Origin of the sequence: Streptococcus infantis, from assembly GCF_018499575.1 — a bacterium.
GTDB classification, from domain to species: domain Bacteria; phylum Bacillota; class Bacilli; order Lactobacillales; family Streptococcaceae; genus Streptococcus; species Streptococcus infantis_K.
In genome coordinates this window covers 89,214-114,720 of record NZ_JAHDAP010000002.1, presented here as the reverse complement: position 1 = coordinate 114,720, position 25,507 = coordinate 89,214, and the positions used below count along the sequence as shown (strand labels likewise).

Sequence of the window (25,507 nt, the reverse complement as noted above, 5' to 3'; positions counted from 1 at the left end):
TTCACTAGAGGAAATGGATTTTTCTTTTGTAAATTAAGCTAGGATTGCCCGTCGACAGCCAAGATTTTCTTGCCTTCCTTTATCCAAGGATTCTGAGAAAGTGAGATATAAAGCTGTCCAGTCATCACAAGCCAAAGTAGCGGTTCACATAGGATAACGCCTGTATAACCTGCCCATGGAATAACCCAAGCCACAAAAACAATTTTCCCGATAAACTCGATAAAACTTGATAGGAGGGGCAAGAGTTTTTGACCGAGTCCCTGCAAACTATTTCTATAAATCAATAAAAGACTCAAAAAGGGATAGAAAACAGAACTAATGCGTAGGTACAAGGCCCCATTTTCAATCAAGTAACCATCTGTTGAACTCGCTAAGAAAGAAACGAGGCTAGGACTTGCAAAAAATAGGAACACACAAGCAAAGGTTGCCCAAGACATGCTCAAGTAACTCCCTAAACGAAGACCCTGGACAATGCGTTCGGGACGTTTTGCCCCAAAATTTTGAGAGATAAAAGTCGTCATCGAAGCTGAAATAGCCGTCATTGGCAATAAGGCAAAGGCCATGATTCTACGTGCTGCCGTTTGGGCACTGATAATAACTGCTCCAAAACTGTTAACAGATGATTGCAAGATCACACTTCCGATAGAGACGATTGACCCCATCAGCCCCATGGCTAGCCCTTGCTCCAAGAGATCAATATAGAGAGCCTTGTTCCATTTGAAGTGCTTCAAGCCTGGAAGGAGCTCTGGAACACTCTTGCGGATATAGAAATAACAGAGAATAGCAGACAAACCTTGCGAGATGATGGTTGCAAGACCTGCAGACTGAACTCCCAACTGTAGTTGCGTAATAAAATACAAATCTAAAATGACATTAACAATGGCTGAAAAAATCAGAAAAGCAAGTGCTGCAAGGCTATCACCAATCGATCGTAGCAATCCTGCAAAGAGATTGTAAGCAAAGCTAACTCCCACACAGCTGACAATCATAGAGATGTATTCATAGGATTGGGGGAGGATTTCTGCAGGTGTTTCGAGATATTGTAAGAGCGGATAAAGACCGAAGAAACCCATCAGCATCACAAGACCACTCAGAATTGCACCTAAAATCCAAGTCGCTGCGACAGCTTCCTTAATCTTTGCAAAATTACGAGCACCATAAAGACGAGCAATAACAACACCCATCCCATTTCCGACTCCGAGAGCAAAACCGATAATCAAATCAAAAATAGCTGTAGTAGCTCCGACTGCCGCCAAGGAATTTTGTCCCAAAAAACGCCCAACAATCAAAATATCAGCTGTATTGTATAGTTGCTGAAAGATATTGGACAGTAAAATCGGTAATGCAAAACTAATTAGCGAAGGAAGGATAGGACCATGAATCAGGTCCACCGTTGATTTTTTATTCATAAGGCTATTATATCAGCTTTCAAGTAGGGGAACAAGGGAGTTTCGTTAAGAAAGCGTTGCCTAGATAGAAACAATCTGGTATAATCGTGACAGAAAAGGAGGGTATGTATGAGCTTAACAAGCCAGTTAATTACAGATGTATTCCCAGACCTTGACAAAGTTGAACAATTAAACAAGGAAGCCTTCCCTGAAGAGGAACGCGTCTCTTTGGAGGAATTTTTAAGTTACCAGGATCGAGATGACGCCCACTTTTTCGCCTTTTATAACGAAGAAGAATTTGTCGGCTTTGCTTTTGCCATTTCCAATCAAAAAGCTTTCTACATTAGCTTCTTTGCTATTATGCCTCATCTCCGTAGCCATGGCTACGGAAGAGAAATCATTGAAAAACTCATTGATTTTTATAAACGTACCATGATTCTTGAAGTGGAACGATTGGACGAGGACTGCGATAACCTTGAACAACGAAAAGCTCGCATGGACTTTTACTTACAAAATGACTTTAAAACTGCCAATGCCTTCTTGGAATACGAGGGAATGAGTTTTGAAATTCTCTACCGTGGCGACCATTTTGATGAAGAGGCTTATCGGAACATCTTTCAAAAATTGCAAGAAGAAAATTACTTCGACTTTCGTATCGAATACCGACGCTTTAGTGAACACTAGTCATCATGAAACAAAAAAGTAGCAGTTTTACTGCTACTTTTTTTATTCTTCAATTTCGATTTCAAGAGCGTCGCCCAAATCAAGTGTTACTTCTTGGTTAGAATCTGCATCAGCTGCTACACTTGCTTTAGAACCTTCTTCCTCTTCAATTAAACCATATTGAACACGAACTTGGTGGTCAATTTCATCAAAGATTTCTGGATGGTCTGCCAAGTATTTCTTAGCATTCTCAGAACCTTGTCCGATTTTTTCACCCTTGTATGAGTACCAAGCACCTGCTTTTTGAATGATATCCAAATCACTAGCAATCTTCAAGAGTTCGCCAGTTCTAGAAATACCTTCACCGTACATGATTTCAACAAGAGCTTCTTTGAACGGTGGAGCCACCTTGTTTTTCACAACTTTGATTTTAGTTTCTTTACCGACGTTGGTGTCTTTTTGGTCACCAGTTCCCTTGATTTGTGTGCTTCCACGCACATCCAAACGGACAGAAGCATAGAATTTAAGGGCGCGTCCACCAGGAGTTGTTTCTGGATTTCCGAACATAACCCCTACTTTTTCACGTAACTGGTTGATAAAGATAGCAATTGTCTTTGTCTTGTTGATAGAAGCACCGAGTTTACGCATAGCTTGACTCATCATACGAGCTTGAAGACCAACGTGGCTATCTCCGATATCTCCATCGATTTCCGCACGAGGAACAAGGGCTGCAACAGAGTCGATAACGACAAGGTCAACCGCACCTGAGTCGATCAATTTCCCTGCAATTTCAAGACCTTGCTCACCTGAGTCTGGTTGTGACAAAAGCAATTCGTCAATGTTAACCCCAAGAGCTGCTGCATAGGCTGGATCAAGAGCGTGTTCCGCATCGATAAAGGCTGCAATTCCACCTTCTTTTTGTGCTTGCGCTACAGCGTGAAGGGCTACTGTTGTCTTACCTGATGATTCTGGACCATAGATTTCGATGATACGTCCCTTAGGATAACCACCTGAACCGAGTGCAATATCCAGGGCCAAAGAACCTGAACTCATCACTTGTACTTTTTGCTCGGCACGTTCACCTAAACGCATGATTGAACCCTTACCGAAGTCTTTTTCAATCAATTTAAGGGCATCGTTCAAGGCTTTTTCACGATCAGCTCCAAATTTTTTGCCGATTTCATCTAATTTTTTTGTTGGTTTTTTCGCCATTTTGTTCTCCTATATTTTTATAATTCTTAGAACCTTCTTCTATTATATCAAAAGTCAGTCACTTAATAAAGCTTTGCGAGCCAAGTTAAAAGCATGCATAACTGCAATTTTACGAACATCTGCTCGGCTTCTTTCAGCTATATTGACACGAACAACTTCTGTGCCTGATGCTTGAGACAAGCCGATAAAAACTGTACCTGCAGGATGCCCTTCTAGACTATCCGGACCAGCCACACCTGTCAAGGAAACTCCAAAGTCCGACTGGGTTTTAAATCGTGCTTGCTCCGCCATTTTTTCCGCTGTAAATGCTGACACGACTCCATGTTCTTCCAACTCTGCTTGTGGAATATCAAGCATCTTAGCCTTTTCTTCCATGCTATAAGTGACAAAGCCACCTTTAAAGATAGCTGACACTCCCGAAAAGTCTGCCAAAGTTGATTGGAAAAGCCCTGCTGTCAAGCTTTCTGCAGCTGTGATGGTTTTCTTCTGCTTTTTCAATCCCTCAATAACTACGCTGGCTAGACTTGCTTCCTCGCCATATCCATAGCAGATATCCTTTAAAGCAATCCCTTCAAAAGTCTGACGTGCAAGAATTTGACCCTCAATACAATCCAAAGCTTTTCTTGCCTCCTCTTGACTAGCAGCCTTGGTAGACAAGCGCAAAGTCACTTCTCCCGTTTTTGCATAAGGCGCTAAGGTTGGGTCTGTCTGCCCTTCAATCAAATCTGACAAAATCGTCACAAGCTGACTCTCTCCAATACCAAAGAAACGTAGGACACGTGAGTACAATTTAGCTCCAGTTGTCAATCTTGGCAGCAGTTCATTTAAAACCATGGGTTTCAGTTCACTTGGCGGACCTGGTAGGACGACGTAAGTCACGCCAGCCACTTCAACCATGCCTCCGACTGCTAGTCCTGTTTCATTCGGTAGCGGGGTCGAACCCTGAACGATTTGCGCCTGACGTTCATTATTTGGAGTGCGAGCATAGTCTGGTCTATGAGCAAAAAAGTCATCTAGTTTAGCCTGCGCTTGCGCATCAAAAGTTAAACCACGCCCTAGAAAATGGGCCAAGGTTTGTTTGGTCAAGTCATCCTCTGTTGGTCCCAATCCTCCTGTTAGGATAACCAGATTGCTTCGATTCTGCGCAATCTCCAACAAGGATAAGAGACGAGCCTCATTATCGCCTACAGCCGTCTGGAAGTAGACATCAACACCGATTTCAGCCAACTTTTCAGATAAAAACTGTGCATTGGTATTGACAATTTGACCTGTTAGAATCTCTGTCCCAACAGCTATTATTTCCGCTTTCATTTTTTCCTCCTACCTATCTATTCGGATTTCTTTGAAAAAATCGCAGGAAAATTCCTACGATTTTAATATTCATTTCTTATTGTTCTTGTTGTCCTTGCTCTATAACAGAACCAGTCGTTTGTGGCAAACGACCATAAATGTTTTCATACAAAACTGCATTTGTCTCCAACTCGGTAACTTCTGGTTTGTCTAATGAACGGCGTAAAAGATTTTGCATCTCTAACATATGCTCAGATGTCACGATTTGGTAAGATATTCCGTCAATCATTGCATCTTCTCCGCGCAATTGCTGAGACTCAATATTCTTAAAGGAATCCTGATAGCCCATCAACTGAGGAATTGTTGTGGTCGTAATCTCAATATTGGTTTGCATGTTATCACTAAGAGCCTTCAAAATTTCTTGGTAGTGGCTGACACTATTCAAACTAAGAATCTTTTCAACAATCTTTTGGATAACTTCGCGCTGACGTTTCTGACGACCGTAGTCTCCCTCTGGATCTTGATAGCGCATGCGTGAATACACCAGCGCCTCTTCACCATTTAGTGTTTGTTCACCAACACCGATGGAAATCGTGTTAAATGGCTCTTGGTCCTGGATAGAGATGGGGAAACCTAGAGTGTTGTTGACTGTAATACCACCAACGGCATCAACCATTCTTTGAAGACCGTGCATATTGACCATAACATAGCGGTCGATATGGATATTCATCATTTTTTGAATGGTCGAAATGGCTAGTTCTGCCCCACCATCAGCATAAGCAGCATTGAGTTTAGCCTCTCTAACACTACCGTCTGGTTGTTGGATCTGAGTTAGAATATCACGTTCCAAACTCATCATGACAACTTTCTTGGTTTTAGGATTTACAGTTACTAAGATCATCGAGTCACTGTTACCTGCCCATGGATCTGTACGCTCAACGTTCCCCGTGTCCACACCCATCAACAGGATTGTCAATGGTTCAGTTGCCTCGATAACCTTAGTTTCTTCTCCGATTTGTTTATAGGTTTTGGCTAAAGTCTGTGTACCTTGTTGATAAATAGTGAAGGCATACGCTCCCACACCAAGCACTGTCACAAGAACAAAGCCTAAAAACATTCCAATTATTTTTTTTACCATACTTTTATTCGTCTATCAGTCGACCCATCAGGTAAACATCAAGAAACTCTCCTCCTTCTATACAAGCACCACGTTCCTGTTGGCCTTCAATGATGAAGCCCAGCTTTTTATATAGATGAACAGCTGCCAGATTTCGTTTTTGGACTGTCAATTGTAATCGTCGAATGCTTCCACTCGATTGGGCCCATTCAATAGCTTCTTCCATCAGGATACTACCGAGACCATTTCCCCAATAGGCTTTCTTAACCCCCAAGAAAACGTCGCCAATATGGCGAACTCGCGGACGTTGATCAGCCGTTATATTGATAACTCCTGCCAATTCGTCATTCAAAAAAGCTAGTAAAGCAATCTGATTATCCGACTGGGCCTGCTTGTCAATAAAACGCTGCATTTCGGATTCACTCATTGCAATTCCATTTTCATCCAGACTGGTAAAACTAGATTCGTGGCCAATCTGATCCAAAAGTGCAATAAGATCTGAAGCATCTTGGGCCTCTGCTTCACGAATTAAAAGTTCATACTCCATTCGTCAGCCTCTTTAACAGTTCTGTCGCTCGTTGACCATGAGCATGAAAGACAATTTCGCGCCCCTCATCATTTTTTAGAATTTCTAATTCGAGATAGTCTGATGGGAGAGCCTCGCCTAATAGGTGCCCCCACTCAATAACCGTTACACCTGAACCAAAAAGAAATTCATCAAGGTCAATTGAATCTGCATCACCTTCGATGCGATAAACATCCAAGTGATACAAGGGTAGGCGTCCTTCATATTCACGAACAATGGTATAAGTAGGACTTTTGATCATTTGATGAATCCCTAGTCCTTTAGCTAGACCTTTTGTTAATGTGGTTTTGCCAGCACCTAGTTCACCAGTTAAAATCAATACATCATTTTTTTCAAGTAGACTACCCAACTCTTGTCCAAGAGCGATTAGTTCATCTTCATTTTTTGTGTACATGTAAACATTATACCAAAAAGTTTTCTTTTGCGATATTTCTAGTAATAAAAAAGGAGGAATCTCCTCCTTTTTTTTTTAATTTTTATCATTAGTTTAGAGCCATGCTAATGTAGTTCAAGATGAACAGAGCATCTAAAATCCAAATCATCACATGTACTTCCTTCACTTGTCCTTTAACAATCTTCGCCAAAGTATAAGTTAAGAAACCAACGGCAATCCCTTGTGTAATAGAGTAACTGAATCCCATAAAGATAGATGTGAAGAAGGCTGGAACAGCTTCTGACATATCATCCCAAGGGATATTTTTCAAGTTAGAGAGCATCATAATTCCGACGATAATCAAAATTGGTGCTGTCGCAGCTGAAGGCACAATGGCAAGAAGTGGACTAAAGAAGCTTGATAGAGCAAAACAGATAGCAACAACTAAGGCTGTCAATCCAGTACGTCCACCAGCACCAATCCCTGCTGCTGACTCAATATAAGTTGTAACGTTTGAAGTACCTGCAATGGCACCAACTGATGTCGCCACCAAGTCAGAATATAGAGCCTTATCCAATTTAGCTGATTCATTGTTCTCACCACTTGATGCGATGATCCCAACTTTTTCACCTGTACCGATAAGAGTACCAATTGTATCAAAAATATCCGTCAATGAGAAAGCAAGAATGGCCATCAAGGTTTCAGGCAAACGAGAAGTATTTGAAATCAAAGATCCTAAACCTTCTGAACCAAGAGCAGCACCAAACAAAGTTCCAAGGTCATTAACTGCTGCTGAAAGATTGTTGCTAGCAAAATCGATTCCTGACAAATTAACAAGACCAACTGCAATCGCAAGGACTGTAGTCGTCAAAATAGAAAGGATGATGCCACCTTTAATCCCTTTGACAACAAAGAAGATTGTAATTGCAAGGCCTGCAATAGCTACCAATACTGCTGGAGTGTTGAAATCTACCAATCCTGGAACAGCTGCTGCATTAGCAGTGATTGCAGCTTGAGCCTTATCTGCTCCTTCACCTGCTACCGTATAAGTCCCTGGGTCAATTGAGAATTTCAAAAGACCAGCATTCTTAATACCAACATAGGCAAGGAAAACACCAATACCAGCTGAAATTGCTGAACGAAGAGTTGTAGGAATAGACTCGATGATCATTTTACGAACATTGGTCAATGTAATGATCAATGAAATAATCCCACAAATGAAGACCATCCCCAGAGCTTCTTTCCAAGTATAGCCCATTCCAAATACAACCGTAAATGTAAAGAAAGCATTCAGTCCCATACCTGGTGCTTGGGCGTATGGCAAGTTAGCATAGAAAGCCATCATCAAAGTTCCTACTACAGAACCGATGATTGTTGCCAAGAATACACCCTGAACAGGCATTCCTGTTTGCGAAAGCATTTGAGGGTTTACAAAGAGAATATAACTCATTGCAAAGAAAGTTGTTAAACCAGCAAGCACCTCTGTACGGACATCTGTCCCGTGCTCTTTTAGTTTAAATAGTTTGTCCATTTTTAATCTCCTTTGTCATTTTACGAACAATATGACTATTATATCATCAATCATTCACATTTTCAAGCTGTTTTTCCTATTTTTAAAAATTCTTAAAGGATATGATTCTTCTTATTTTTGCTTATAGTCAGCTTTTCTTTCAGCTTTTTGATATAATAGGAAACATCTTATCTGAAACTAGATTCGGGAGGATTTTATGGCTAAAAAAATGATTGCCGTTGATTTAGACGGAACCTTACTCAACTCTGAAAGTAAACTTTCTGACTTTACAATTGAAACAATTAAGAAAATCTCTAAAAAAGGCCACCAAGTCGTTATTGCAACTGGCCGCCCTTACCGTATGGCCAAAGAGTTTTATGAACAACTTGAACTTGAAACCCCTATGATCAACTTCAATGGTTCTCTCACTCATCTACCTGGTAAGGCTTGGAAACATGAAAAGTGTCTTACTGTGGACAAAAAATATCTCTTGGACATCGTGAAACGAAAAGAGGAGATTGAGGCAGATTTTATCGCAGGTGAATACCGTAAAAAGTTTTACATTACGACCCCGGACAAAGAAATTGCTAATCCTAAATTGTTTGGTATTGAAAATTTTCGCCCAGAAAATCAATTCAAGTCTGATCTAGTGACCAAGGGACCTAACTGTATTTTATTACAAACGAGGGCAGATGATAAATATGCACTGGCGGAAGAGATGAACAGTTTCTACAAGCACCAACTCAATATTAATACTTGGGGTGGTCCCTTGAATATCCTCGAGTGTACACCGAAAGGAGTTCACAAGGCCTTTGCTCTTGAATACCTTCTCAATGTCATGAATATTGATCGACAGAACTTGATTGCCTTTGGTGATGAACACAACGACCAAGAAATGCTATCCTTTGCAGGTACAGGATATGCCATGAAGAATGCGAATCCCGCTCTACTTCCTTTCGCTGATGAACAGTTGCCACTGACCAACGAAGAAGACGGAGTTGCTCACTTTTTACAAGAACGATTCCTTTAATTCCATCCACTCCATACTTTTTGGTAGAAAATAGCTACCTTAACAGTATGGGTTTTTTATACCCAAAATTTATAAAAAAGGATTTGAATCTATTTTAACTAGATTCAAATCCTTGCAAAAGTTATCTATTTTTTTAGAACGATACGATCAGAGACTTCACGATCCATGTCATCGATAATAATCTGGTTCTCTTCTGCCACATAAATCTTGATGTCATCTCCAATAAAAACTCTCTGACTTTCTGGTTCGAAAGTTACCTTTTTAATTTCTTGATCGCCATCAGGCTCTACTTCCGTCCATGTTCCAGTATTGCCAGTAACTGCGAGAGTAATGCTATCTCCCTCGTCTTGCCCTTTATAGGTCCCATCAATATTCGTTACTGAACTAGCCGTCGAACTAGAAACAGTCGTTTCTGCTTGCTGACTAGTTGTTACTTCCGTACTGGTGCTTGCTTGAGTTGAAGGAGTTGCTTGCTCTTTTGGCGAACATGCAACTAAGAGACTAAGACTTGCCAAAGAAGCAAGAGAAAGTGTGAATTTTTTTAGCGACATCATGTCTCCTTTCTTTTAGTGGCTTAAAATCAGAATAAGCCTGCCGAGCCACCACACCTCTACTATAACAATTAAAGATAGGAGAGTCAATCAAATGACTTTGGATTCATAAGATAGGCACGAACCTCAGATATAAAATAGAGGGAACCTGTCACAAATAGCAAGTCTTGCTCCTCTGCAGAAGCTTCAAAGTTATCTATAAAATCTCGATAAGAAGCAATGTTTGTATAACCTCCCAAGTCTTGCTCCTCCAAGGAACCTTGGTAATCAAAAGTCGTAACATAGAGAGTTGCATCAGGCAAATGCTCAGTTAAGGATGTCAACATACCGCCATAATCTTTTCTCTTCAGGGCACCAAAAAGAATTTGAGCTTGATAACCTTGCTGGATTTTTTCTTGAATAAACTCAACCAAACGCTCCAAGGCTGGTAAGTTGTGAGCGCCATCTAAATAGATGTGATCAGTGATTGCTTCAAGACGCCCAGCCCATCTGGTAGTTCGCAAAGCAGTTCGAATCGCTTCTTGGTCAACATTCTCATCTCTTTGTGCCATAAACAATAGAAAAGCCTGCAAGGCAAGAGCTGCATTTTCCTCCTGATAGGCTCCTTCCAATCCCAGTTTTAGTTGGTTCAAGTCCGCTAGAGATGAAGAGAAACATCCATTCTTGAAAGAAAAATCTTGGTCAGCTTGATAGAGAGTCACACTTAAATCATTTGCAGTCCTTTGACAAACCATCTGTGCTTCCGGAGCTAGTTTTGCAATGACAGCTGACTTGCCGGACTTAAAAATCCCTGCTTTCTGTTCAGTAATTTCTGCCAAGCTATTACCTAAGGTCTCCTGATGATCGAGGCCGATTGATGTGATGACTGCAATCTCCCCAGTCACCACATTAGTGGTATCAAGAAGTCCACCAATCCCTACTTCAAGTAAGACTAAATCCACCCCTTGCTCTTTAAAATAGAGTAGAGCAATTAAGGTCAGCAACTCAAAAAAAGATAGCTGATCATGGGTTTCTAGAAGTCTCTGCTCCATTGCTTTGACTTGTTCTGCTAAACGAATAAAATCTACGTCCGATATGGGCTCTCCATTGATACAAATACGATCATGGATGCTAACAATGTGTGGCGAAGTAAAGGTCCCAACCTTCTTGCCATGAGAAACAAAGAGTTCCCTCATAAAGGCAATGGTTGACCCCTTCCCATTAGTACCCGTTACATGGATAATCGGATAGGTTTGCTCAGGATTCCCCAGTAAATCTACTGCTCTTTGCATCCGTCCCAAGCCTGATCTAAAATTCAATCCAATTCGACTATGGAGCCATTTTTCTACTTCAATCATGCTGATCTCCTTAACAAAAAAGCGAAGATTCTCTTCGCTTTTTACTGTTTTTGCTAGTTCCTAGCTAAATTTTATTTTAGTGGGGGGCTAAAAACGTCCACTGGACTTACCAGCTCTCTCTTATTCCAAGGAGCTGGGGTGATACAGTCTCCCAGACTACCTGCATTTCTATTTTCTAGCGCAGGGCTAAAAACATTCACCGGATGTTCCAACTCTTTCTAGTTTCTAGGAGTTGGACTAAAAACGTTCCCCGAACGTTTTTACTCCTCCATAAAGCTGTTGAAGACTTCTTCAATCATGTTCCATTCGTCTTCTGAATCTTCAGGGATTGGTTGCAATTCGCCTTCTGTCCCGTCTTCGTTTTCAGTGTATGAGTAAGCTTGGATTTCCACTTGTCCATCTTCGTCTTCCTCAGCATTAACTGGTACTAAAAGAACATAGTTTTTACCAAATTCTTCTTTTCCGTCAATAGTCAAAAGGATTTCAAATAAAGTTTCGTTTCCTTGCTCATCTACAAGTGTAATAAGTTCACGTTCTTCGTGATCGTGGTTGTGATCGTGTGACATAGTTTCTCCTCTGTCTTAAAATTTTCTATCTAAATAATTTTGCAAAATCAACTGAGCCGCTAATTTATCAATAACTTTTTTACGCTTATTGCGACTAACGTCTGCTTGCTCAATCAACATGCGCTCTGCAGCAACTGTGGTCAGGCGTTCATCCTGATACTCTACTGGCAATCCAAAGAGCTCCTCAAGTTTCGCCCCATATGCTTGACTGGCTTCTACCCGCGGTCCACTGGTATTGTTCATATTTTTAGGCAAACCAACAACAAAGCGCTCTACCTTATAGGTGTCAACCAATTCCTTGAGTCGTTCAAAGCCGAACTCTCCTTGATCTTCATTGATTTGGATGATTTCGAGCCCTTGTGCTGTAAAACCAAGCGGATCGCTAATTGCTACTCCTACCGTTTTGGAACCAACGTCCAATCCCATAATTCTCATTGGTTATAGATCGACTCCTTGTCCCTTAAGGTAGTAGCGGACCAATTCTTCAACAATCTCATCGCGTTCGTATTTACGGATTTGATTTCTTGCGTTATTGTAACGAGGAACGTAAGCTGGGTCTCCACTGAGAACATAGCCCACAATTTGGTTAATAGGGTTATACCCCTTCTCATTCAATGAAGCATAGACTTCTGTCAATGTTTCACTAATTTCTTTTTTATTGGAATCATCCAATTTAAAACGTACGGTTTCTTCAGTAAATCCCATTCTAACACCCTCTTTCCTTAGAATAGTACTATTATAGCACATTCAAAGCCGTTCTACAAATGACACAGTCTGATTTCGCTGATTTTCTGTGACTTCCCTACTGGACGGTCGCGCCACTTGCAACTCGATTTTCAATATATTCTTCTGGTTCATTTTTTAGTAGATTTTCTAATCCCACATTTTTTAAATATTCGCTTTCGCTTGCCTTTTTAACGTCTAGAACTTGAAAATCATAACTTATTTTTGTTTCAATCTCGGTTTCACTTAAAAGATTGGTTTCAAGGTTAAATCCAGGAATTTTACGTGCTTCTTGGACCGATTCATCCTTGTCTTCTCCTTCTTTCAAGGCCTTTTTTGCTTCCTCTAATCCATGCTCTGCAATAAAGTTCTTGAGGTCTTCTGAAACTTGTCGTTTTTGCTGAATCGTTAAGGTCAAGAACTGTTTGCCCTTATAGGTAATGGTCTGGGTTTGTTGAACCCCATTTTCGTCAGCAGGTAGAACAAGCGTCTTTGTTACAACTGTATTGTTATTGGCATTTTCTAGAACTGGCAAAGTTGATTGAAGAGCTTCTGTCTTTGTATCTTTAGAAGGTTCCGCAGACTCTTTTTTCTGTCCACAGCCAGCTAGCAAAAATAGGAGCGCAACTGTACCGATAACTATCTTCTTCATATTTATTTTTCCTTATTTATGTATCAAATAAGGCTAGGAGTCACTCCCAGCCTTCATGTTTTATAGTGCAGCACGTAAACGTGCTTCAGCGTTTTCTACATTACGGACAGAGCGTGGCAAGAAGGCACGAATGTCATCTTCTTTATAGCCAACTTGCAAACGTTTCTCGTCAACAAGAATTGGACTTTTTAGGATCCGTGGTGTCTCCATGATTAAGGTAAGCACTTCATTGACACTCAAATCTTCGATGTCAACACCTAGGGCTTTAGCATAGCGATTTTTTGATGATACGATGCTAGCAATTCCATTATCTGTCTTGGTTAAAATATCAAGTAGTTCTTCTCTCGAAATTCCTTCTTTTCCAAGGTTTTGTTCTTTATAACTTAACTGGTGGGCATTGAGCCAGGTTTTAGCTTTTTTACAGCTAGTACAACTTGAGACTGTATAAATTTTGATCATGTACCTACCCCTTTCGCTACATGTTACTATCAGTTTATTCTATTATACCATAAAAAACATCCGACTTGCGACCTATTTTTAAAAAAATTTAACTTTTTCCCCAGTTTTCTATCTTTTTTCTTGACAAAAACCGAACTATAACCATTCTTTATACTTCTTAATGTAAAAATTCTTAATAAGGGTGACACTAAACATGTACAAGAAAATAATACAGATTAAGAATAAGAAGTAAGGCAGTCCCAATGGAGCTAAACGAAGGATATGTACTAGCGGTCCATAAGGTAGACTAGTTACAAAAAAGGCAGCAACTAAAGTCATCAAAATCACTAGCCAAGCTGGTCTGCTCTGTACAAAAGGAACTTTTGCTGTACGAAGCATATGGATGACCATTGTTTGAGACCACATAGATTCGATGAACCATCCTGTTTGGAAAAAGATAATAAACTGAAGGGCTGATTCAGATCCATGAACATAATCATGTCCTGTCATCAATGGAACAATGATAAAGTAAAGGAAGATAAAGGTCAAAATATCAAAGATAGATGAGATAGGTCCCATCCAAACCATAAATCGGGTAATGGATTTTGCTTCCCATGTATGGGGTTGTTTTAGGAAGTCTTGATCCACATTATCAAACGGCAAAGCCACACAGGATAAATCGTAAACTAAGTTTAGGACAATTAGATGAACAGGAGACATCGGTAGAAATGGCAAGAAGATACTTGCAACCAGAAGGGAGAAGATATTCCCAAAGTTTGAACTAACTGTCATCTTAATGTACTTGGTCATGTTGGCGTAGACCTTACGACCTTCCACGATACCCGTTTCAAGAACCATGAGATCCTTATCTAGCAAAATAACATCCGCTGTTTCTTTGGCAATATCGACTGCAGTATCAACAGAAATACCCACATCTGCAACCTTCATGGAAGGAGCATCGTTGATTCCATCTCCCATATAACCAACACCGTGACCATTTCTCTTTAACTGTAGAATGATACGAGCTTTTTGATCAGGAGATAATTTTGCAAATACCGTTACTTTTTCTACAGCCTCTGCCAACTGCTCATCTGACATCTGTTCGATATCAGCCCCTAGGAGAATTTCCTCAACATCTAGGCCTACTTTTTCACAGATGGCTTGTGTTACTTTTTCATTATCTCCCGTCAAAATCTTGGTCTTAACACCATGTTCGAGTAAAGCCTTGATTGCAGGTGCTGCTGAAGGCTTTGGTGGATCCAAGAAGGCAAGATATCCGGTCAGGATCATATCCTTTTCATCTTGGACTGTATAGCTATAACCTTCTTGGATATCCGTCTTATAACCAATCCCTAAGACACGTAATCCTTGTTTATTTAATTGTCCGACTTCTGCTAAGATTTCTGAACGAATGGCATCCGTCAAAGGAGTGACTTCACCTTGATACTCTACACGAGACGAAATCGTGAGCATTTCTTCTAAGGCTCCCTTGGTCACCATACTAACGGTACCTTCATCATCTTTTACAATGACGCTCATCCGTCTACGTTCAAAGTCAAAAGGAAGTTCGTCGATTTTTTGGAAATTGGTATCTAGATTTTGTAGAATAGGATACTCTTTGGCTTCTTTTTCAGTTCTGCTAATGATGGCACGGTCCATCAAGTTTTTCAAACCTGTTTGAAAATGCGAATTTAGATAAGCTCTTCTTAAGACCGCCATATCCAAATCACCGTGGATATCTAATGGGTATTCTAAAACAATCTCATCTTGCGTTAGAGTTCCAGTTTTGTCCGTACAAAGGATATCGATTGCCCCTAAGTCCTGGATAGCATTAAGTTTTTTGATAACCACCTTTTCCTTGGCCATGATAATAGAACCTTTGGCCAAGCTGGCTGTAATAATCATTGGCAGCATTTCTGGTGTAAGTCCGACACCAACACTCAAGGCAAATACTCCAGCCTCTAGCCAGTCTCCATCGGTCAAACCATTTGCGAGAAACACGATTGGAACCATGACAAGCATCAAGCGAATTAAGAGCCAAGAAATGCTGTTCATTTCACGCTCGAAAGAAGTTGGTTCATCGTAGGTGTTGAGAGTCTGTTCAATAGCTCCCATCATGGTGTCATCCCCAACTGCTAGAACCATAGCTGTAGCACTTCCTGAGATAACGTTTGTCCCCATGAATGCCAAAGATTCTGCTTCTAAAAGGCTATCTACATTTTGATTGGTGGCTTTATTTAAAGCAAGCTTCTCGACCGCATCGCTTTCTCCAGTCAAACCTGACTGTTGCACGAAAAAGTCGCGTGATTCAGATAAGATGACATCTGCTGGAATCATGTCGCCAGCACTCAATTTCACAAGATCTCCCACAACCAATTCATCGATTGGCAACTCTTGTTCAAGACCATCACGAATAACGGTTGCCGTATTGACAATCATTTTTGAAAGGTTGGTTGTTGCCTTATCACTTCGCAACTCTTGGACAAAACGGATGCCTCCTGAAATCAAAACCAAGACAACGATAATGATAGATGTCGTTGGATCCTCTTGACCAGGTTTGGCAAGCCAAACGTTTGTAACGAGAGAAATAAAGGCAATCACAAGCAAAATAATTGTGAAAGGATTGATAATGGACTCATAAATCTTTTTTAAGATGGAATCCTCTTGGCCCTTGGTGATGGTGTTTTCACCATAAAGGGCACAGTTTTCTTCGATTTGTTCTTGGTCCAAGCCTTTTAGACTTGTATGGTAAAAAGCTAGACTCTCTGTAAATGGTGTTTGAATAGCTGCTACTAATCTTTCTTTTGTAGTTTTCATTGGTTTCTCCTATCTGTATGAATGGTGATTTCATACTCAATGAAAATCAAAGAGCAAACTAGGAAACTAGCCACAGGCTGTACTTGAGTACGGCAAGGCGACATTGACGTGGTTTGAATTTGATTTTCGAAGAGTATCATACACAGGAACCAATCACTTTATAAGGACAGAACGACACAAATCAGCGATTGGCTGTGTATGTGCGGTTCTGGATGATCGTCAATTTGCATCGTTTGTCTCCTTTCTTTGTTCTAAAACAGCAGAAAGTCCTGCCATAAAATGGCAGGACAAAAAACTTATTATCTGTTTTCGTTCAAGCTTTAACTCCATAGGGCGATGTAATGAGCTTAGTCTTGACCTTCGCGACCAGGACTGTTGACCAACGAGTAGTGTCTCCACTGCTTTGCGGTAGTCATCCGTATCCCTATGGTAGCCTCACCTACCGTTTTCGCCTTTCAGTATAAACCTTTCAATAGTAAAAGTCAATGATTTATCTCATTTTTCTTAGATAACAATCAATTCTTTTGGAGCAAGGGTCAATAGCTCGCAACCTGTATCTGTAATGAGGATATCATCTTCGATACGGACTCCGTATTTTCCTTCAATATAAATACCTGGTTCATCAGTCAAGACCATACCCGATTTAATAACTTCTTTCGAAGTTTGACTAAAGTAAGGCTCTTCGTGAATATCCAGTCCGATACCATGGCCAATACCGTGTGTAAAGTATTCTCCATAGCCTGCTTCCACAATGATATCACGAGGAATCTTGTCAAAATCACGGAATCCTAAGCCAGCCTTAGCCTGGTCAATCAGGGCCTGGTTAGCCTTCAAAACAGTGTTGTAGATTTCTGCTTGTTCGTCACTGACATGGCCTAGATAGATGGTCCGTGTCATATCACTCACATAATGCTCGTAAAGGCAACCGAAGTCCATAGTAATGGCTTCGCCTAGTTCTACTGGTTTATGCATTGGGTGAGCATGGGGTTTAGAAGAGTTGATTCCACTCGCTAGGATGGTATCAAAAGACAAGCCTGCCGCTCCCAACTCACGCATGCGGAAGTCGAGGAAATTGGCAATTTCAATCTCAGTCTTCCCTGGCTTAATAAATTCAAGGGCATCGTGGAAAGCTTGATCTGAGATTGAACAAGCCTTGCGAATCGTCGCAATCTCTGTCTCATCCTTAATCATACGAAGAGCTTCAACAAACTGTGTCTGTGGAACTAGTTCCAACCCTTCAAAAGCTCCCTGCATACGGTGGTAATAAGAAACTGAAATTTCATCTTCAAAACCAATACGAGAAAGACCCATATCTTTAGCAATCTTTGCGATAGTTGCCAACTCATCACGTTCTGCAAAAATCCCAAAGCCAGTAACTTCTTGCTTGGCAGCGATAATATAGCGAGCATCTGTCACTAAGACCTGACGGTCACGACTGATAAAGACTGTCCCATTTGAACCCCAAAATCCTGTCAAATAGTAGACATTTTTAAGGTTATTGATAATAATTCCATCTAGTTCTTTTTCTTGCATTTTATCTAAAAATGCTTGCACACGTTTATTCATGATGTAACTTTCCTTTCAAATACTGTCCTGTATAGCTAGCTTGATTCGCAGCTACTTCTTCTGGAGTTCCTGTTGCAATGATGGTCCCACCACCAACACCGCCTTCTGGTCCTAAGTCGATAATATGGTCTGCTGTTTTGATAACATCTAGATTGTGCTCGATCACGAGAACTGTATTGCCATCATCGACAAAGCGAGACAAAACGGTAAGCAAACGAGCGATGTCCTCCGTATGAAGTCCTGTCGTCGGCTCATCCAGAATATAGAATGACTTACCTGTTGAGCGCTTATGGAGTTCACTGGCCAACTTCATACGTTGAGCTTCTCCTCCAGAAAGAGTCGTGGCTGGTTGGCCCAAGGTCACATAACCTAAACCTACATCTTTGATAGTCTGGAGTTTGCGTTGAATTTTCGGAATGTGTTTGAAAAATTCTACCGCATCGTTGACGGTCATATCCAAGACTTGCGAGATATTCTTTTCCTTATAGTGAACTTCTAGCGTTTCACTGTTGTAGCGGGTTCCGTGGCAGACTTCACAAGCCACATAAACATCTGGCAAGAAGTGCATCTCAATCTTGATAATCCCATCACCCGAGCAGGCCTCACAGCGACCACCCTTAACATTGAAGCTGAAACGTCCCTTTTTGTAGCCTCGAATCTTGGCTTCATTTGTCTGAGCGAAGAGGTCTCGAATGTCATCAAAGACACCTGTATAGGTTGCAGGATTGGACCTTGGTGTTCTTCCAATAGGACTTTGGTCAATATCAATCAGACGGTCGATATGCTCAATTCCTGTAATCGCCTTAAACTTACCAGGCTTATCTGAATTGCGGTTAAGCTTTTGAGCAATGGCTTTTTTGAGGATGCTGTTAATGAGGGTCGACTTGCCTGAACCGGATACACCAGTCACAGCGATAAATTTTCCTAAGGGGAAGCGAGCAGTGATATTTTGTAGGTTGTTTTCACGCGCCCCAGTCACCTCGATGAAGCGCCCATTGCCTACACGGCGTTCCGTCGGTACTGGGATGGCACGTTTACCTGCCAAATACTGTCCTGTGATGGACTTACTGTTGCGAGCTACCTGCTTAGGCGTTCCCGCAGCAACAATTTCTCCACCAAAGACCCCTGCACCAGGGCCGACGTCTATCAGATAATCAGCCTCTCGCATGGTATCTTCATCATGTTCTACCACGATAAGAGTATTTCCCAAATCACGCATCTTTTTCAGACTGGCAATCAGGCGATCATTGTCCCTCTGGTGAAGACCGATGGACGGCTCGTCTAGGATATAGAGGACTCCTGAGAGATTGGAACCAATTTGAGTTGCCAAGCGAATACGTTGGCTTTCTCCACCTGATAATGTTCCTGCCGAGCGAGAGAGAGTCAAATAGTTAAGTCCCACATTATTGAGGAAGGTCAAGCGATCTTTGATTTCCTTAAGAATCGGACGAGCGATAATGGCTTCGTTTTTTGATAGGGTCAACTGATCAATAGCTTCCAAATGGTCTGCGATGGAGAGGTCTGAAATTTCTCCGATATGAAGACCTTCCTCTCCTCCTACACGAACAGATAAAGCCTGGTCATTGAGGCGATAACCGTGACAGGTACCACAAGTTAGCTCATTCATATAAAGACGCATCTGTGTGCGGGTGTAGTCACTATTGGTTTCATGATAGCGACGCTTGATATTATTGACAACTCCTTCAAAAGGGATGTCGATATCACGAACTCCACCAAATTCATTTTCATAGTGGAAATGGAATTCTTTACCATCTGAACCATAGAAGATGAGATGCTTGTCCTCCTCAGACAAGGCCTCAAAAGGCGTATCCATGTCCACTCCAAAGGCTGTCATAGCTTGTTCTAGCATATTTGGATAATAGTTAGAAGAGATGGGGTTCCAAGGTGCTAAGGCCCCCTCACGAAGGGTCTTGCTAGCATCTGGTACGACTAAGTCCGTATCAACCTCTAGCTTGATCCCCAAACCATCACACTCGCTACAAGAACCAAACGGAGCATTGAAAGAGAAAAGACGAGGTTCCAGTTCTGGAACGGTAAAACCACAGACTGGGCAGGCATAATGTTCTGAAAAGAGTAACTCCGAATCATCCATAGTATCGATAACCACATAACCTTCAGCGATACGAAGGGCTGCTTCAATCGAATCAAAGAGACGACTACGGATACCATCCTTGATAATGATACGGTCTACCACCACGTCAATGTTGTGTTGTTTATTCTTTTCAAGTTCAGGAACTTCGGTCACATCGTAGACAATCCCATCAACACGGACACGAACGTAGCCATCCTTTTGAATCTTTTCAATCAGAGTTTTGTGTTGCCCTTTTTTCTTACGGATAACAGGTGCTAGAATCTGTAAGCGCTGGCGTTCCGGCAATTCCAAAACCTTGTCGACAATCTGTTCGACAGACGAAGCCTTGATAGCCCCATGTCCGTTGATACAGTAGGGTGTTCCTACACGTGCATAGAGGAGTCGTAGGTAGTCGTTGATTTCCGTCGTTGTTCCAACGGTAGAACGTGGATTTTTACTGGTCGTTTTCTGATCGATAGAAATAGCAGGACTGAGACCATCGATAGAATCCACATCAGGCTTTTCCATATTGCCCAAAAACTGACGGGCATAGGCTGACAGACTCTCGACGTAGCGGCGTTGCCCTTCTGCATAAAGGGTATCAAAGGCAAGACTGGACTTGCCCGAACCCGATAGCCCCGTCACCACAACTAGCTTGTCTCGTGGAATTTCCACATCTATATTTTTTAAATTATGGGCGCGTGCCCCATGGATGACAATCTTATCTTGCATGTTACTTCTTTCTAGTCCATTGTTGCTTTCCATTATACCAAAAAAAGTGAAATTCTATTACCAAAAAAGCCGAATTTGTAGTATAATAGTACGGTGCTAAAAATCACTGAAACACGGATTAGATTAGGAAAGGATAGGAGATATGAAGCAAGTCTTTCTCTCAACTACAACTGAATTTAAAGAGATCGATACGCTCCAGCCGGGCACTTGGATCAATCTCGTTAATCCTACCCAAAGCGAATCGATGGAAATCGCCTCTGCCTTTGATATTGATATCGCTGACCTCCGTGCACCACTCGATGCGGAAGAAATGTCTCGTATCACGATTGAAGATGAATACACCTTGATCATCGTGGACGTCCCAATCACAGAGGAAAGAAATAACCAGACCTACTATGTAACGATTCCCTTAGGGATTATCATCACGGAAGAGGCTATCATCACTACTTGCTTGGAGCCTCTACCACTTCTTGATGTCTTTATCAATCGTAGGCTTCGAAATTTCTATACCTTCATGCGTTCGCGCTTCATCTTCCAAATCCTCTATCGCAATGCAGAGATATACTTGACAGCCCTCCGTTCTATCGAACGTAAGAGTGAGCAAATCGAAAGCCAACTTCACAAATCTACTCGAAATGAAGAATTGATTGAACTCATGGAGTTGGAAAAGACCATCGTCTACTTCAAGGCCTCTCTTAAGACAAACGAGCGCGTGATTAAAAAGTTGACCAGCGCAACTAGCAATATCAAGAAATACCTTGAAGACGAAGATCTACTGGAAGATACCTTGATTGAAACGCAACAGGCCATCGAGATGGCGGATATCTATGGAAACGTCCTTCACTCTATGACAGAGACCTTTGCCTCTATCATTTCAAACAACCAGAACAATATCATGAAAACCTTGGCCCTCGTGACCATCGTTATGTCTATCCCGACTATGATTTTCTCAGCTTACGGAATGAACTTTAAGGATAATGAAATCCCTTTAAACGGAGAACCGCATGCTTTCTGGCTCATCGTCTTTATCGCCTTTGCTATGAGTGTTTCTCTCACTCTTTACCTCATCCATAAAAAATGGTTCTAAACAGGAGTTATTATGTCACAGATTGATTTAAAAGAATTAACAAAGAAAAACCAGGAATTTATCCATATTGCAACCCAGCAATTTCTAAAAGATGGAAAAACCGATGCTGAAATCAAGGCCATCCTTGAAGAAGTCATTCCTCACATCCTTGAAGAACAACCAAAAGGAGTGACAGCTCGTTCTATCTACGGAGCACCAACTCACTGGGCTCACAGCTTCAGCGAAAAAGAACAATACGAAAAAGAACATCCAAAGGAAAATGACGATCCAAAATTGATGATGTTGGATTCAGCCCTTTTCATCACAGGATTATTTGCAGTAGTTAGCGCCTTGATGAGCTTCTTCTCAAACCAACCTGTGGCCTACGGATTGGTAACACTTATCAGTGTAGGGGCCTTTGGTGGAGTTGCCTTTTACCTGCTCTACCACTTTATCTACCGCTACTACGGACCTGATACTGACCGTAGCCAACGTCCTCCATTCTGGAAATCACTTTTGGTTATGTTAGCAACCATGTTTGTCTGGGTTTTCATTCTCTTCTTGAGCAATTTCCTTCCACAAGCCATCAACATCAGCTTACCACCTCTTGTTTTATTGGTGATTGGAGGAGCTCTCCTTGCCCTACGTTTCTACCTCAAGAAACGCTTCAACATCAAGAGCGCAAGTGCAGGACCAGCTAGATATTAAGATAAACAATAAAAGTAGTGTGTTTTGTAGACAGACTACTTTTTTTGTAGTTCCAAATCATTTTTCGATTCTCAAAAGAAGTAAACACATTTTCTAATAACATTCTAATGTAAAGTCTTCCCTTGGAATCCCGAGGTTTTATCCTTGAATCCAAGTTGTTTTTCTGTTATGCTAATAAAGTAATAAGGAGAAATATATATGACTAAACATAGAATTAATCAAATTGTTGGTTCAATTGGTGCCTTTATCGGGATTATTGTATTTATAGCCTACATCCCCCAAATTTTTGCCAATTTACAAGGAAATAAAGCTCAACCATTTCAACCTTTATCAGCAGCAGTCTCTTGCTTAATCTGGGTCATTTATGGATGGACAAAAGAGCCTAAGAAAGACTGGATTCTAATCATTCCAAACTCGGCTGGGGTTATCCTTGGCGGACTGACCTTCCTTACTGCTCTATAAGAAATTAACTACTATAAAAGCAACCACACAATTGGTTGCTTTTTTGCTTACTTTCTTAATCTAAAAGCCTTTTTCTGATTCTAATTCTTGTTGTTTCCCCTCATCTTTTGTGATACAATAGCATCAATTTTTTCTAGGAGGATAATATATGACTTCTACTATTGGTATTATAAGTTTATCTAGTGGGATTATAGGAGAATACTTTGTCAAACACGAAATGGACTTGGGTGTCCAACGTCTAAAGAATCTGGGACTCAAACCTGTCTTTTTGCCCCATTCACTAAAAGGCTTAGATTTTATCAAAGAACATCCTGAGGCACGTGCAGAGGATTTGATTCATGCCTTTTCTGATGATAGCATCGACATGATCCTATGCGCCATTGGTGGAAACGATACCTATCGCTTGCTACCTTATCTTTTTGAAAATGACCAACTACAAAAGGTTATCAAACCAAAGATTTTTCTCGGTTTCTCGGATACGACCATGAACCATCTCATGTTGCATAAACTAGGAATCAAGACTTTTTACGGCCAATCATTTCTAGCAGACATTTGTGAGTTAGACAAAGAAATGTTGCCATATAGCCTCCACTACTTTAAAGAATTGATAGAAACAGGAAAAATCTCAGAAATCCGCCCTAGTGACGTTTGGTATGAGGAACGAACTGATTTTAGTCCCAAGGCTCTGGGAACACCTCGTATCAGTCATGCAAATACCGGTTTTGAGTTGTTGCAAGGAAATGCTCAGTTTGAGGGAGAAATCCTCGGTGGTTGTCTTGAGTCTCTCTATGATATTTTTGACAACTCTCTACACGCAGATAGCACAGACCTCTGCCAAAAGTACAGACTCTTCCCTGACTTATCCGACTGGAAAGGAAAGATTCTATTGCTAGAAACAAGTGAAGAAAAGCCTGAACCTGATGATTTCAAAAAAATGTTGCAGGCTTTAAAAGAAACTGGGATATTCGAAGTCATCAGTGGACTCTTGGTCGGAAAACCTATGGATGAAACCTTCTATGACGACTATAAGGAGGCTTTAATGGACACCATTGATAGCAATATCCCGATTGTCTATAATCTAAACGTTGGCCATGCCACACCAAGAGCAATTGTTCCCTTTGGAGTCCACGCGTATGTAGACGCAACGGATCAAGTCATTCGCTTTGACTATAACAAAGAAAGAGAGTGGGACAGAAATTGGTAATTCGTTAGAATTCGATTTCGTCATCCCACCTCCGCACAGTTGAGTAGGGCTGTAAAAGCTGATGAAAGCAGCGTAGTAGAGCCCACTCAACCACTGCGTCTTGCTCGACAATCCATAGACAATTGAGAGGCTAGGACTTTTGTCCCAGCCTCTTTTTCTCATTATCATTACTGGCATTTTCGTCACATACTACTGATAGCTAAAATGATCAAGGAGAGACTGTTGCTTAACATGTGAACAAGTAGGGGATAGTAAATATTCTCCTTTTCTTTCACATAAATAATTGAAAAGGCAAGGCCACCACCTAGGTATCCGACTGCACCAATCCACTCTGATAAAGACAAACTATGCATATGAGTAAGCGCAAAGACAAGGCCGACCAAAAAGACACTCAACCAAGTTGGTAGACTTTTCCTTAAATATCTCAATAAAATTTGACGGAAAAAGAGCTCTTCTACTAAAGGTCCTATGATGCAGGCAAAAACCGCTATCAGTAGTGGTTGCTCTTGAAAGGTACTTTGAATATTCGACTGGTTTAGACCTTGTCCGACCAGCCCCAAAAACCGTCTCAACATCTCTGATACAAAGCCAAAGACAACAGTCAGCAGAATGAGAAAGAGCCAGCCTGTTAAGACGCCAAAGAAGAATTTTCTTTTCGTCTTTCTAATCTCATTCCATTGTTGAATCAATCTATCCTTGAACAAGAAAGAGCCATATAGAGCTAATACTACATAGACTAGATAATTTGCAATGGTAGATGGCATCAAGAAAGACAACCATCTAATGCCATCAAACACAAAGAGAACTGTATAGAGGAGCCCAAAAACCAGAACTCCCTTATATTTGGTAGACATCATTTAAGACCCTTCCATTCACAATCATTCTCATGGTCATCAACCAGACCTGCAGCTTGTAGAAATGACAAAACTGCAACAGGACCCGTAAACTTAAAGCCTCGTTTTTTGAGATCTTTGGATAATTTCTCAGATAGAGCTGTTTTGGCAGGCGCCTGGCTGTAGTCAGGCACATCATTAACGATAGTTTTCCCCTCGACAAAAGACCAGAGATAGCTATCAAAAGAGCCAAACTCTGCCTGGACTTGTAGAACGGCTTGGGCGTTGGCACGCGTCGCAAAAATCTTAGCTCGATTTCGGATGATCGCTACATTGTCAATTAAATCTTCCAATTCGGAGTCGCTCATCTCTGCAACACGATGAATTTGGTAACCATGAAAAGCTTCCCGAAAGGCTTGTCGTTTGTTGAGCACCGTTTCCCAAGACAGCCCTGCCTGATAGGTTTCCATACAGAGCAACTCAAAAAGGGCATGGTCATCATGGAGGGGACGTCCCCATTCTTTATCATGGTAGGCTATATATAGCGGGTTGTTCATTTTAACCCAGCCACAGCGTTTGGGCATCTTATTC

The 25,507-nt window shown here is 41.2% G+C and carries 25 protein-coding genes and 1 riboswitch; of the genes, 6 read left to right on the top strand and 19 right to left on the bottom strand.

Annotated elements, in window-relative coordinates:
* Positions 1-38: 38 nt before the first annotated feature.
* Positions 39-1,409, bottom strand: a complete 1,371-nt coding sequence (locus KJR31_RS06565) for an MATE family efflux transporter (RefSeq protein WP_214262626.1) — start codon at positions 1,407-1,409, stop codon at positions 39-41.
* A 108-nt stretch (positions 1,410-1,517) separates the two neighbouring features.
* Between KJR31_RS06565 and KJR31_RS06560 the strand changes: the two genes are divergently transcribed.
* Positions 1,518-2,072, top strand: a complete 555-nt coding sequence (locus KJR31_RS06560; RefSeq protein WP_214262625.1) for a GNAT family N-acetyltransferase — start codon at positions 1,518-1,520, stop codon at positions 2,070-2,072.
* Between the two features lie 42 nt (positions 2,073-2,114).
* Here the strand turns inward: KJR31_RS06560 and recA are convergent, their stop codons facing one another.
* The 6 genes from recA to KJR31_RS06530 all read right to left on the bottom strand — a co-directional run bounded on the left by recA (position 2,115) and on the right by KJR31_RS06530 (position 8,160).
* Positions 2,115-3,263 (bottom strand): recombinase RecA, encoded by a 1,149-nt coding sequence (gene recA, locus KJR31_RS06555; RefSeq protein WP_214262624.1) that lies wholly within the window; start codon positions 3,261-3,263, stop codon positions 2,115-2,117.
* Positions 3,264-3,317: 54 nt separating this feature from the next.
* Positions 3,318-4,574 carry a competence/damage-inducible protein A gene (locus KJR31_RS06550; protein WP_214262623.1) on the bottom strand — a complete coding sequence of 419 codons (1,257 nt, stop codon included), beginning with the start codon at positions 4,572-4,574 and terminating at the stop codon, positions 3,318-3,320.
* Positions 4,575-4,650: 76 nt separating this feature from the next.
* The gene (gene brpA, locus KJR31_RS06545; protein ID WP_214262622.1) at positions 4,651-5,691 is read right to left on the bottom strand and encodes a biofilm formation/cell division transcriptional regulator BrpA; all 1,041 of its coding nucleotides are present in this window, start codon (positions 5,689-5,691) and stop codon (positions 4,651-4,653) included.
* Between the two features lie 4 nt (positions 5,692-5,695).
* Entirely contained in the window at positions 5,696-6,217 is a 522-nt protein-coding gene (locus tag KJR31_RS06540) for a GNAT family N-acetyltransferase (RefSeq protein ID WP_214262621.1), read from the bottom strand.
* Positions 6,207-6,650 (bottom strand): tRNA (adenosine(37)-N6)-threonylcarbamoyltransferase complex ATPase subunit type 1 TsaE, encoded by a 444-nt coding sequence (tsaE, locus tag KJR31_RS06535; RefSeq protein ID WP_214262620.1) that lies wholly within the window; start codon positions 6,648-6,650, stop codon positions 6,207-6,209. The genes KJR31_RS06540 and tsaE overlap by 11 nt, the downstream gene beginning before the upstream one ends.
* An 88-nt stretch (positions 6,651-6,738) precedes the next feature.
* Positions 6,739-8,160 (bottom strand): NCS2 family permease, encoded by a 1,422-nt coding sequence (locus KJR31_RS06530; RefSeq protein ID WP_214262619.1) that lies wholly within the window; start codon positions 8,158-8,160, stop codon positions 6,739-6,741.
* Positions 8,161-8,356: 196 nt separating this feature from the next.
* Here KJR31_RS06530 and KJR31_RS06525 point away from each other — a divergent pair, with 196 nt between their 5' ends.
* Complete coding sequence (locus KJR31_RS06525) at positions 8,357-9,169, top strand: Cof-type HAD-IIB family hydrolase (protein WP_214262618.1); 813 nt, start codon at positions 8,357-8,359, stop codon at positions 9,167-9,169.
* A gap of 125 nt (positions 9,170-9,294) precedes the next feature.
* On the opposite strand, the gene KJR31_RS06520 is transcribed toward KJR31_RS06525, so the two are convergent.
* The 10 genes from KJR31_RS06520 to uvrA all read right to left on the bottom strand — a co-directional run bounded on the left by KJR31_RS06520 (position 9,295) and on the right by uvrA (position 20,643).
* Entirely contained in the window at positions 9,295-9,720 is a 426-nt protein-coding gene (locus tag KJR31_RS06520) for an SP_0198 family lipoprotein (RefSeq protein WP_214262617.1), read from the bottom strand.
* Between the two features lie 86 nt (positions 9,721-9,806).
* Positions 9,807-11,057 (bottom strand): bifunctional folylpolyglutamate synthase/dihydrofolate synthase, encoded by a 1,251-nt coding sequence (locus tag KJR31_RS06515; protein ID WP_214262616.1) that lies wholly within the window; start codon positions 11,055-11,057, stop codon positions 9,807-9,809.
* A 260-nt stretch (positions 11,058-11,317) separates the two neighbouring features.
* The gene (locus KJR31_RS06510; protein ID WP_142558921.1) at positions 11,318-11,623 is read right to left on the bottom strand and encodes a DUF1292 domain-containing protein; all 306 of its coding nucleotides are present in this window, start codon (positions 11,621-11,623) and stop codon (positions 11,318-11,320) included.
* A gap of 15 nt (positions 11,624-11,638) precedes the next feature.
* Positions 11,639-12,058 (bottom strand): Holliday junction resolvase RuvX, encoded by a 420-nt coding sequence (gene ruvX / locus KJR31_RS06505; RefSeq protein ID WP_070678388.1) that lies wholly within the window; start codon positions 12,056-12,058, stop codon positions 11,639-11,641.
* A gap of 3 nt (positions 12,059-12,061) precedes the next feature.
* Complete coding sequence (locus KJR31_RS06500; protein WP_004250500.1) at positions 12,062-12,328, bottom strand: IreB family regulatory phosphoprotein; 267 nt, start codon at positions 12,326-12,328, stop codon at positions 12,062-12,064.
* A gap of 97 nt (positions 12,329-12,425) precedes the next feature.
* Positions 12,426-12,998: an SP0191 family lipoprotein gene (locus KJR31_RS06495; RefSeq protein WP_214262615.1), complete on the bottom strand. Its 573-nt coding sequence runs from the start codon at positions 12,996-12,998 to the stop codon at positions 12,426-12,428.
* Positions 12,999-13,058: 60 nt separating this feature from the next.
* The gene (spx, locus tag KJR31_RS06490) at positions 13,059-13,457 is read right to left on the bottom strand and encodes a transcriptional regulator Spx (RefSeq protein ID WP_006149601.1); all 399 of its coding nucleotides are present in this window, start codon (positions 13,455-13,457) and stop codon (positions 13,059-13,061) included.
* Between the two features lie 135 nt (positions 13,458-13,592).
* Entirely contained in the window at positions 13,593-16,253 is a 2,661-nt protein-coding gene (mgtA, locus tag KJR31_RS06485) for a magnesium-translocating P-type ATPase (protein ID WP_214262614.1), read from the bottom strand.
* Between the two features lie 297 nt (positions 16,254-16,550).
* A riboswitch (M-box (ykoK) riboswitch) is annotated at positions 16,551-16,704 on the bottom strand.
* 53 nt (positions 16,705-16,757) lie between these two features.
* On the bottom strand, positions 16,758-17,819 hold the full coding sequence (locus KJR31_RS06480; RefSeq protein WP_214262613.1) for a M24 family metallopeptidase: 1,062 nt from the start codon (positions 17,817-17,819) through the stop codon (positions 16,758-16,760).
* On the bottom strand, positions 17,812-20,643 hold the full coding sequence (uvrA, locus tag KJR31_RS06475) for an excinuclease ABC subunit UvrA (protein WP_214262612.1): 2,832 nt from the start codon (positions 20,641-20,643) through the stop codon (positions 17,812-17,814). Before uvrA ends, KJR31_RS06480 begins: the two co-directional genes overlap by 8 nt.
* Before the next feature lie 142 nt (positions 20,644-20,785).
* Between uvrA and KJR31_RS06470 the strand changes: the two genes are divergently transcribed.
* The 4 genes from KJR31_RS06470 (at position 20,786) to KJR31_RS06455 (ending at position 24,083) form a co-directional block, all read left to right on the top strand.
* Complete coding sequence (locus tag KJR31_RS06470; protein ID WP_000815631.1) at positions 20,786-21,730, top strand: magnesium transporter CorA family protein; 945 nt, start codon at positions 20,786-20,788, stop codon at positions 21,728-21,730.
* 12 nt (positions 21,731-21,742) lie between these two features.
* Entirely contained in the window at positions 21,743-22,417 is a 675-nt protein-coding gene (locus KJR31_RS06465) for a DUF1129 domain-containing protein (RefSeq protein ID WP_214262611.1), read from the top strand.
* 198 nt (positions 22,418-22,615) lie between these two features.
* Complete coding sequence (locus KJR31_RS06460) at positions 22,616-22,879, top strand: SemiSWEET family transporter (RefSeq protein ID WP_214262610.1); 264 nt, start codon at positions 22,616-22,618, stop codon at positions 22,877-22,879.
* 148 nt (positions 22,880-23,027) lie between these two features.
* Positions 23,028-24,083, top strand: a complete 1,056-nt coding sequence (locus KJR31_RS06455; protein ID WP_214262609.1) for a S66 family peptidase — start codon at positions 23,028-23,030, stop codon at positions 24,081-24,083.
* Positions 24,084-24,265: 182 nt separating this feature from the next.
* On the opposite strand, the gene KJR31_RS06450 is transcribed toward KJR31_RS06455, so the two are convergent.
* Together KJR31_RS06450 and KJR31_RS06445 are read right to left on the bottom strand one after the other, a co-directional pair.
* On the bottom strand, positions 24,266-24,940 hold the full coding sequence (locus KJR31_RS06450) for a CPBP family intramembrane glutamic endopeptidase (RefSeq protein WP_214262608.1): 675 nt from the start codon (positions 24,938-24,940) through the stop codon (positions 24,266-24,268).
* On the bottom strand, positions 24,937-25,500 hold the full coding sequence (locus tag KJR31_RS06445) for a DNA-3-methyladenine glycosylase I (RefSeq protein WP_214262607.1): 564 nt from the start codon (positions 25,498-25,500) through the stop codon (positions 24,937-24,939). Before KJR31_RS06445 ends, KJR31_RS06450 begins: the two co-directional genes overlap by 4 nt.
* Between the last annotated feature and the right edge of the window lie 7 nt (positions 25,501-25,507).

Excerpts from the sequence above, each read along its gene's own strand:
- KJR31_RS06495 (WP_214262615.1), bottom strand. The coding sequence starts at position 12,998 with ATGAAGAAGATAGTTATCGGTACAGTTGCGCTCCTATTTTTGCTAGCT.
- KJR31_RS06510 (WP_142558921.1), bottom strand. The coding sequence starts at position 11,623 with ATGTCACACGATCACAACCACGATCACGAAGAACGTGAACTTATTACA.
- KJR31_RS06460 (WP_214262610.1), top strand. The coding sequence starts at position 22,616 with ATGACTAAACATAGAATTAATCAAATTGTTGGTTCAATTGGTGCCTTT.
- KJR31_RS06530 (WP_214262619.1), bottom strand. The coding sequence starts at position 8,160 with ATGGACAAACTATTTAAACTAAAAGAGCACGGGACAGATGTCCGTACA.
- ruvX (WP_070678388.1), bottom strand. The coding sequence starts at position 12,058 with ATGAGAATTATGGGATTGGACGTTGGTTCCAAAACGGTAGGAGTAGCA.
- KJR31_RS06480 (WP_214262613.1), bottom strand. The coding sequence starts at position 17,819 with ATGAATAAACGTGTGCAAGCATTTTTAGATAAAATGCAAGAAAAAGAA.
- KJR31_RS06565 (WP_214262626.1), bottom strand. The coding sequence starts at position 1,409 with ATGAATAAAAAATCAACGGTGGACCTGATTCATGGTCCTATCCTTCCT.
- spx (WP_006149601.1), bottom strand. The coding sequence starts at position 13,457 with ATGATCAAAATTTATACAGTCTCAAGTTGTACTAGCTGTAAAAAAGCT.
- brpA (WP_214262622.1), bottom strand. The coding sequence starts at position 5,691 with ATGGTAAAAAAAATAATTGGAATGTTTTTAGGCTTTGTTCTTGTGACA.
- recA (WP_214262624.1), bottom strand. The coding sequence starts at position 3,263 with ATGGCGAAAAAACCAACAAAAAAATTAGATGAAATCGGCAAAAAATTT.
- KJR31_RS06500 (WP_004250500.1), bottom strand. The coding sequence starts at position 12,328 with ATGGGATTTACTGAAGAAACCGTACGTTTTAAATTGGATGATTCCAAT.
- KJR31_RS06560 (WP_214262625.1), top strand. The coding sequence starts at position 1,518 with ATGAGCTTAACAAGCCAGTTAATTACAGATGTATTCCCAGACCTTGAC.
- KJR31_RS06550 (WP_214262623.1), bottom strand. The coding sequence starts at position 4,574 with ATGAAAGCGGAAATAATAGCTGTTGGGACAGAGATTCTAACAGGTCAA.
- tsaE (WP_214262620.1), bottom strand. The coding sequence starts at position 6,650 with ATGTACACAAAAAATGAAGATGAACTAATCGCTCTTGGACAAGAGTTG.
- KJR31_RS06520 (WP_214262617.1), bottom strand. The coding sequence starts at position 9,720 with ATGTCGCTAAAAAAATTCACACTTTCTCTTGCTTCTTTGGCAAGTCTT.
- KJR31_RS06525 (WP_214262618.1), top strand. The coding sequence starts at position 8,357 with ATGGCTAAAAAAATGATTGCCGTTGATTTAGACGGAACCTTACTCAAC.
- uvrA (WP_214262612.1), bottom strand. The coding sequence starts at position 20,643 with ATGCAAGATAAGATTGTCATCCATGGGGCACGCGCCCATAATTTAAAA.
- KJR31_RS06540 (WP_214262621.1), bottom strand. The coding sequence starts at position 6,217 with ATGGAGTATGAACTTTTAATTCGTGAAGCAGAGGCCCAAGATGCTTCA.
- KJR31_RS06470 (WP_000815631.1), top strand. The coding sequence starts at position 20,786 with ATGAAGCAAGTCTTTCTCTCAACTACAACTGAATTTAAAGAGATCGAT.
- mgtA (WP_214262614.1), bottom strand. The coding sequence starts at position 16,253 with ATGAAAACTACAAAAGAAAGATTAGTAGCAGCTATTCAAACACCATTT.
- KJR31_RS06465 (WP_214262611.1), top strand. The coding sequence starts at position 21,743 with ATGTCACAGATTGATTTAAAAGAATTAACAAAGAAAAACCAGGAATTT.
- KJR31_RS06450 (WP_214262608.1), bottom strand. The coding sequence starts at position 24,940 with ATGATGTCTACCAAATATAAGGGAGTTCTGGTTTTTGGGCTCCTCTAT.
- KJR31_RS06445 (WP_214262607.1), bottom strand. The coding sequence starts at position 25,500 with ATGCCCAAACGCTGTGGCTGGGTTAAAATGAACAACCCGCTATATATA.
- KJR31_RS06515 (WP_214262616.1), bottom strand. The coding sequence starts at position 11,057 with ATGATTGAAGTAGAAAAATGGCTCCATAGTCGAATTGGATTGAATTTT.
- KJR31_RS06455 (WP_214262609.1), top strand. The coding sequence starts at position 23,028 with ATGACTTCTACTATTGGTATTATAAGTTTATCTAGTGGGATTATAGGA.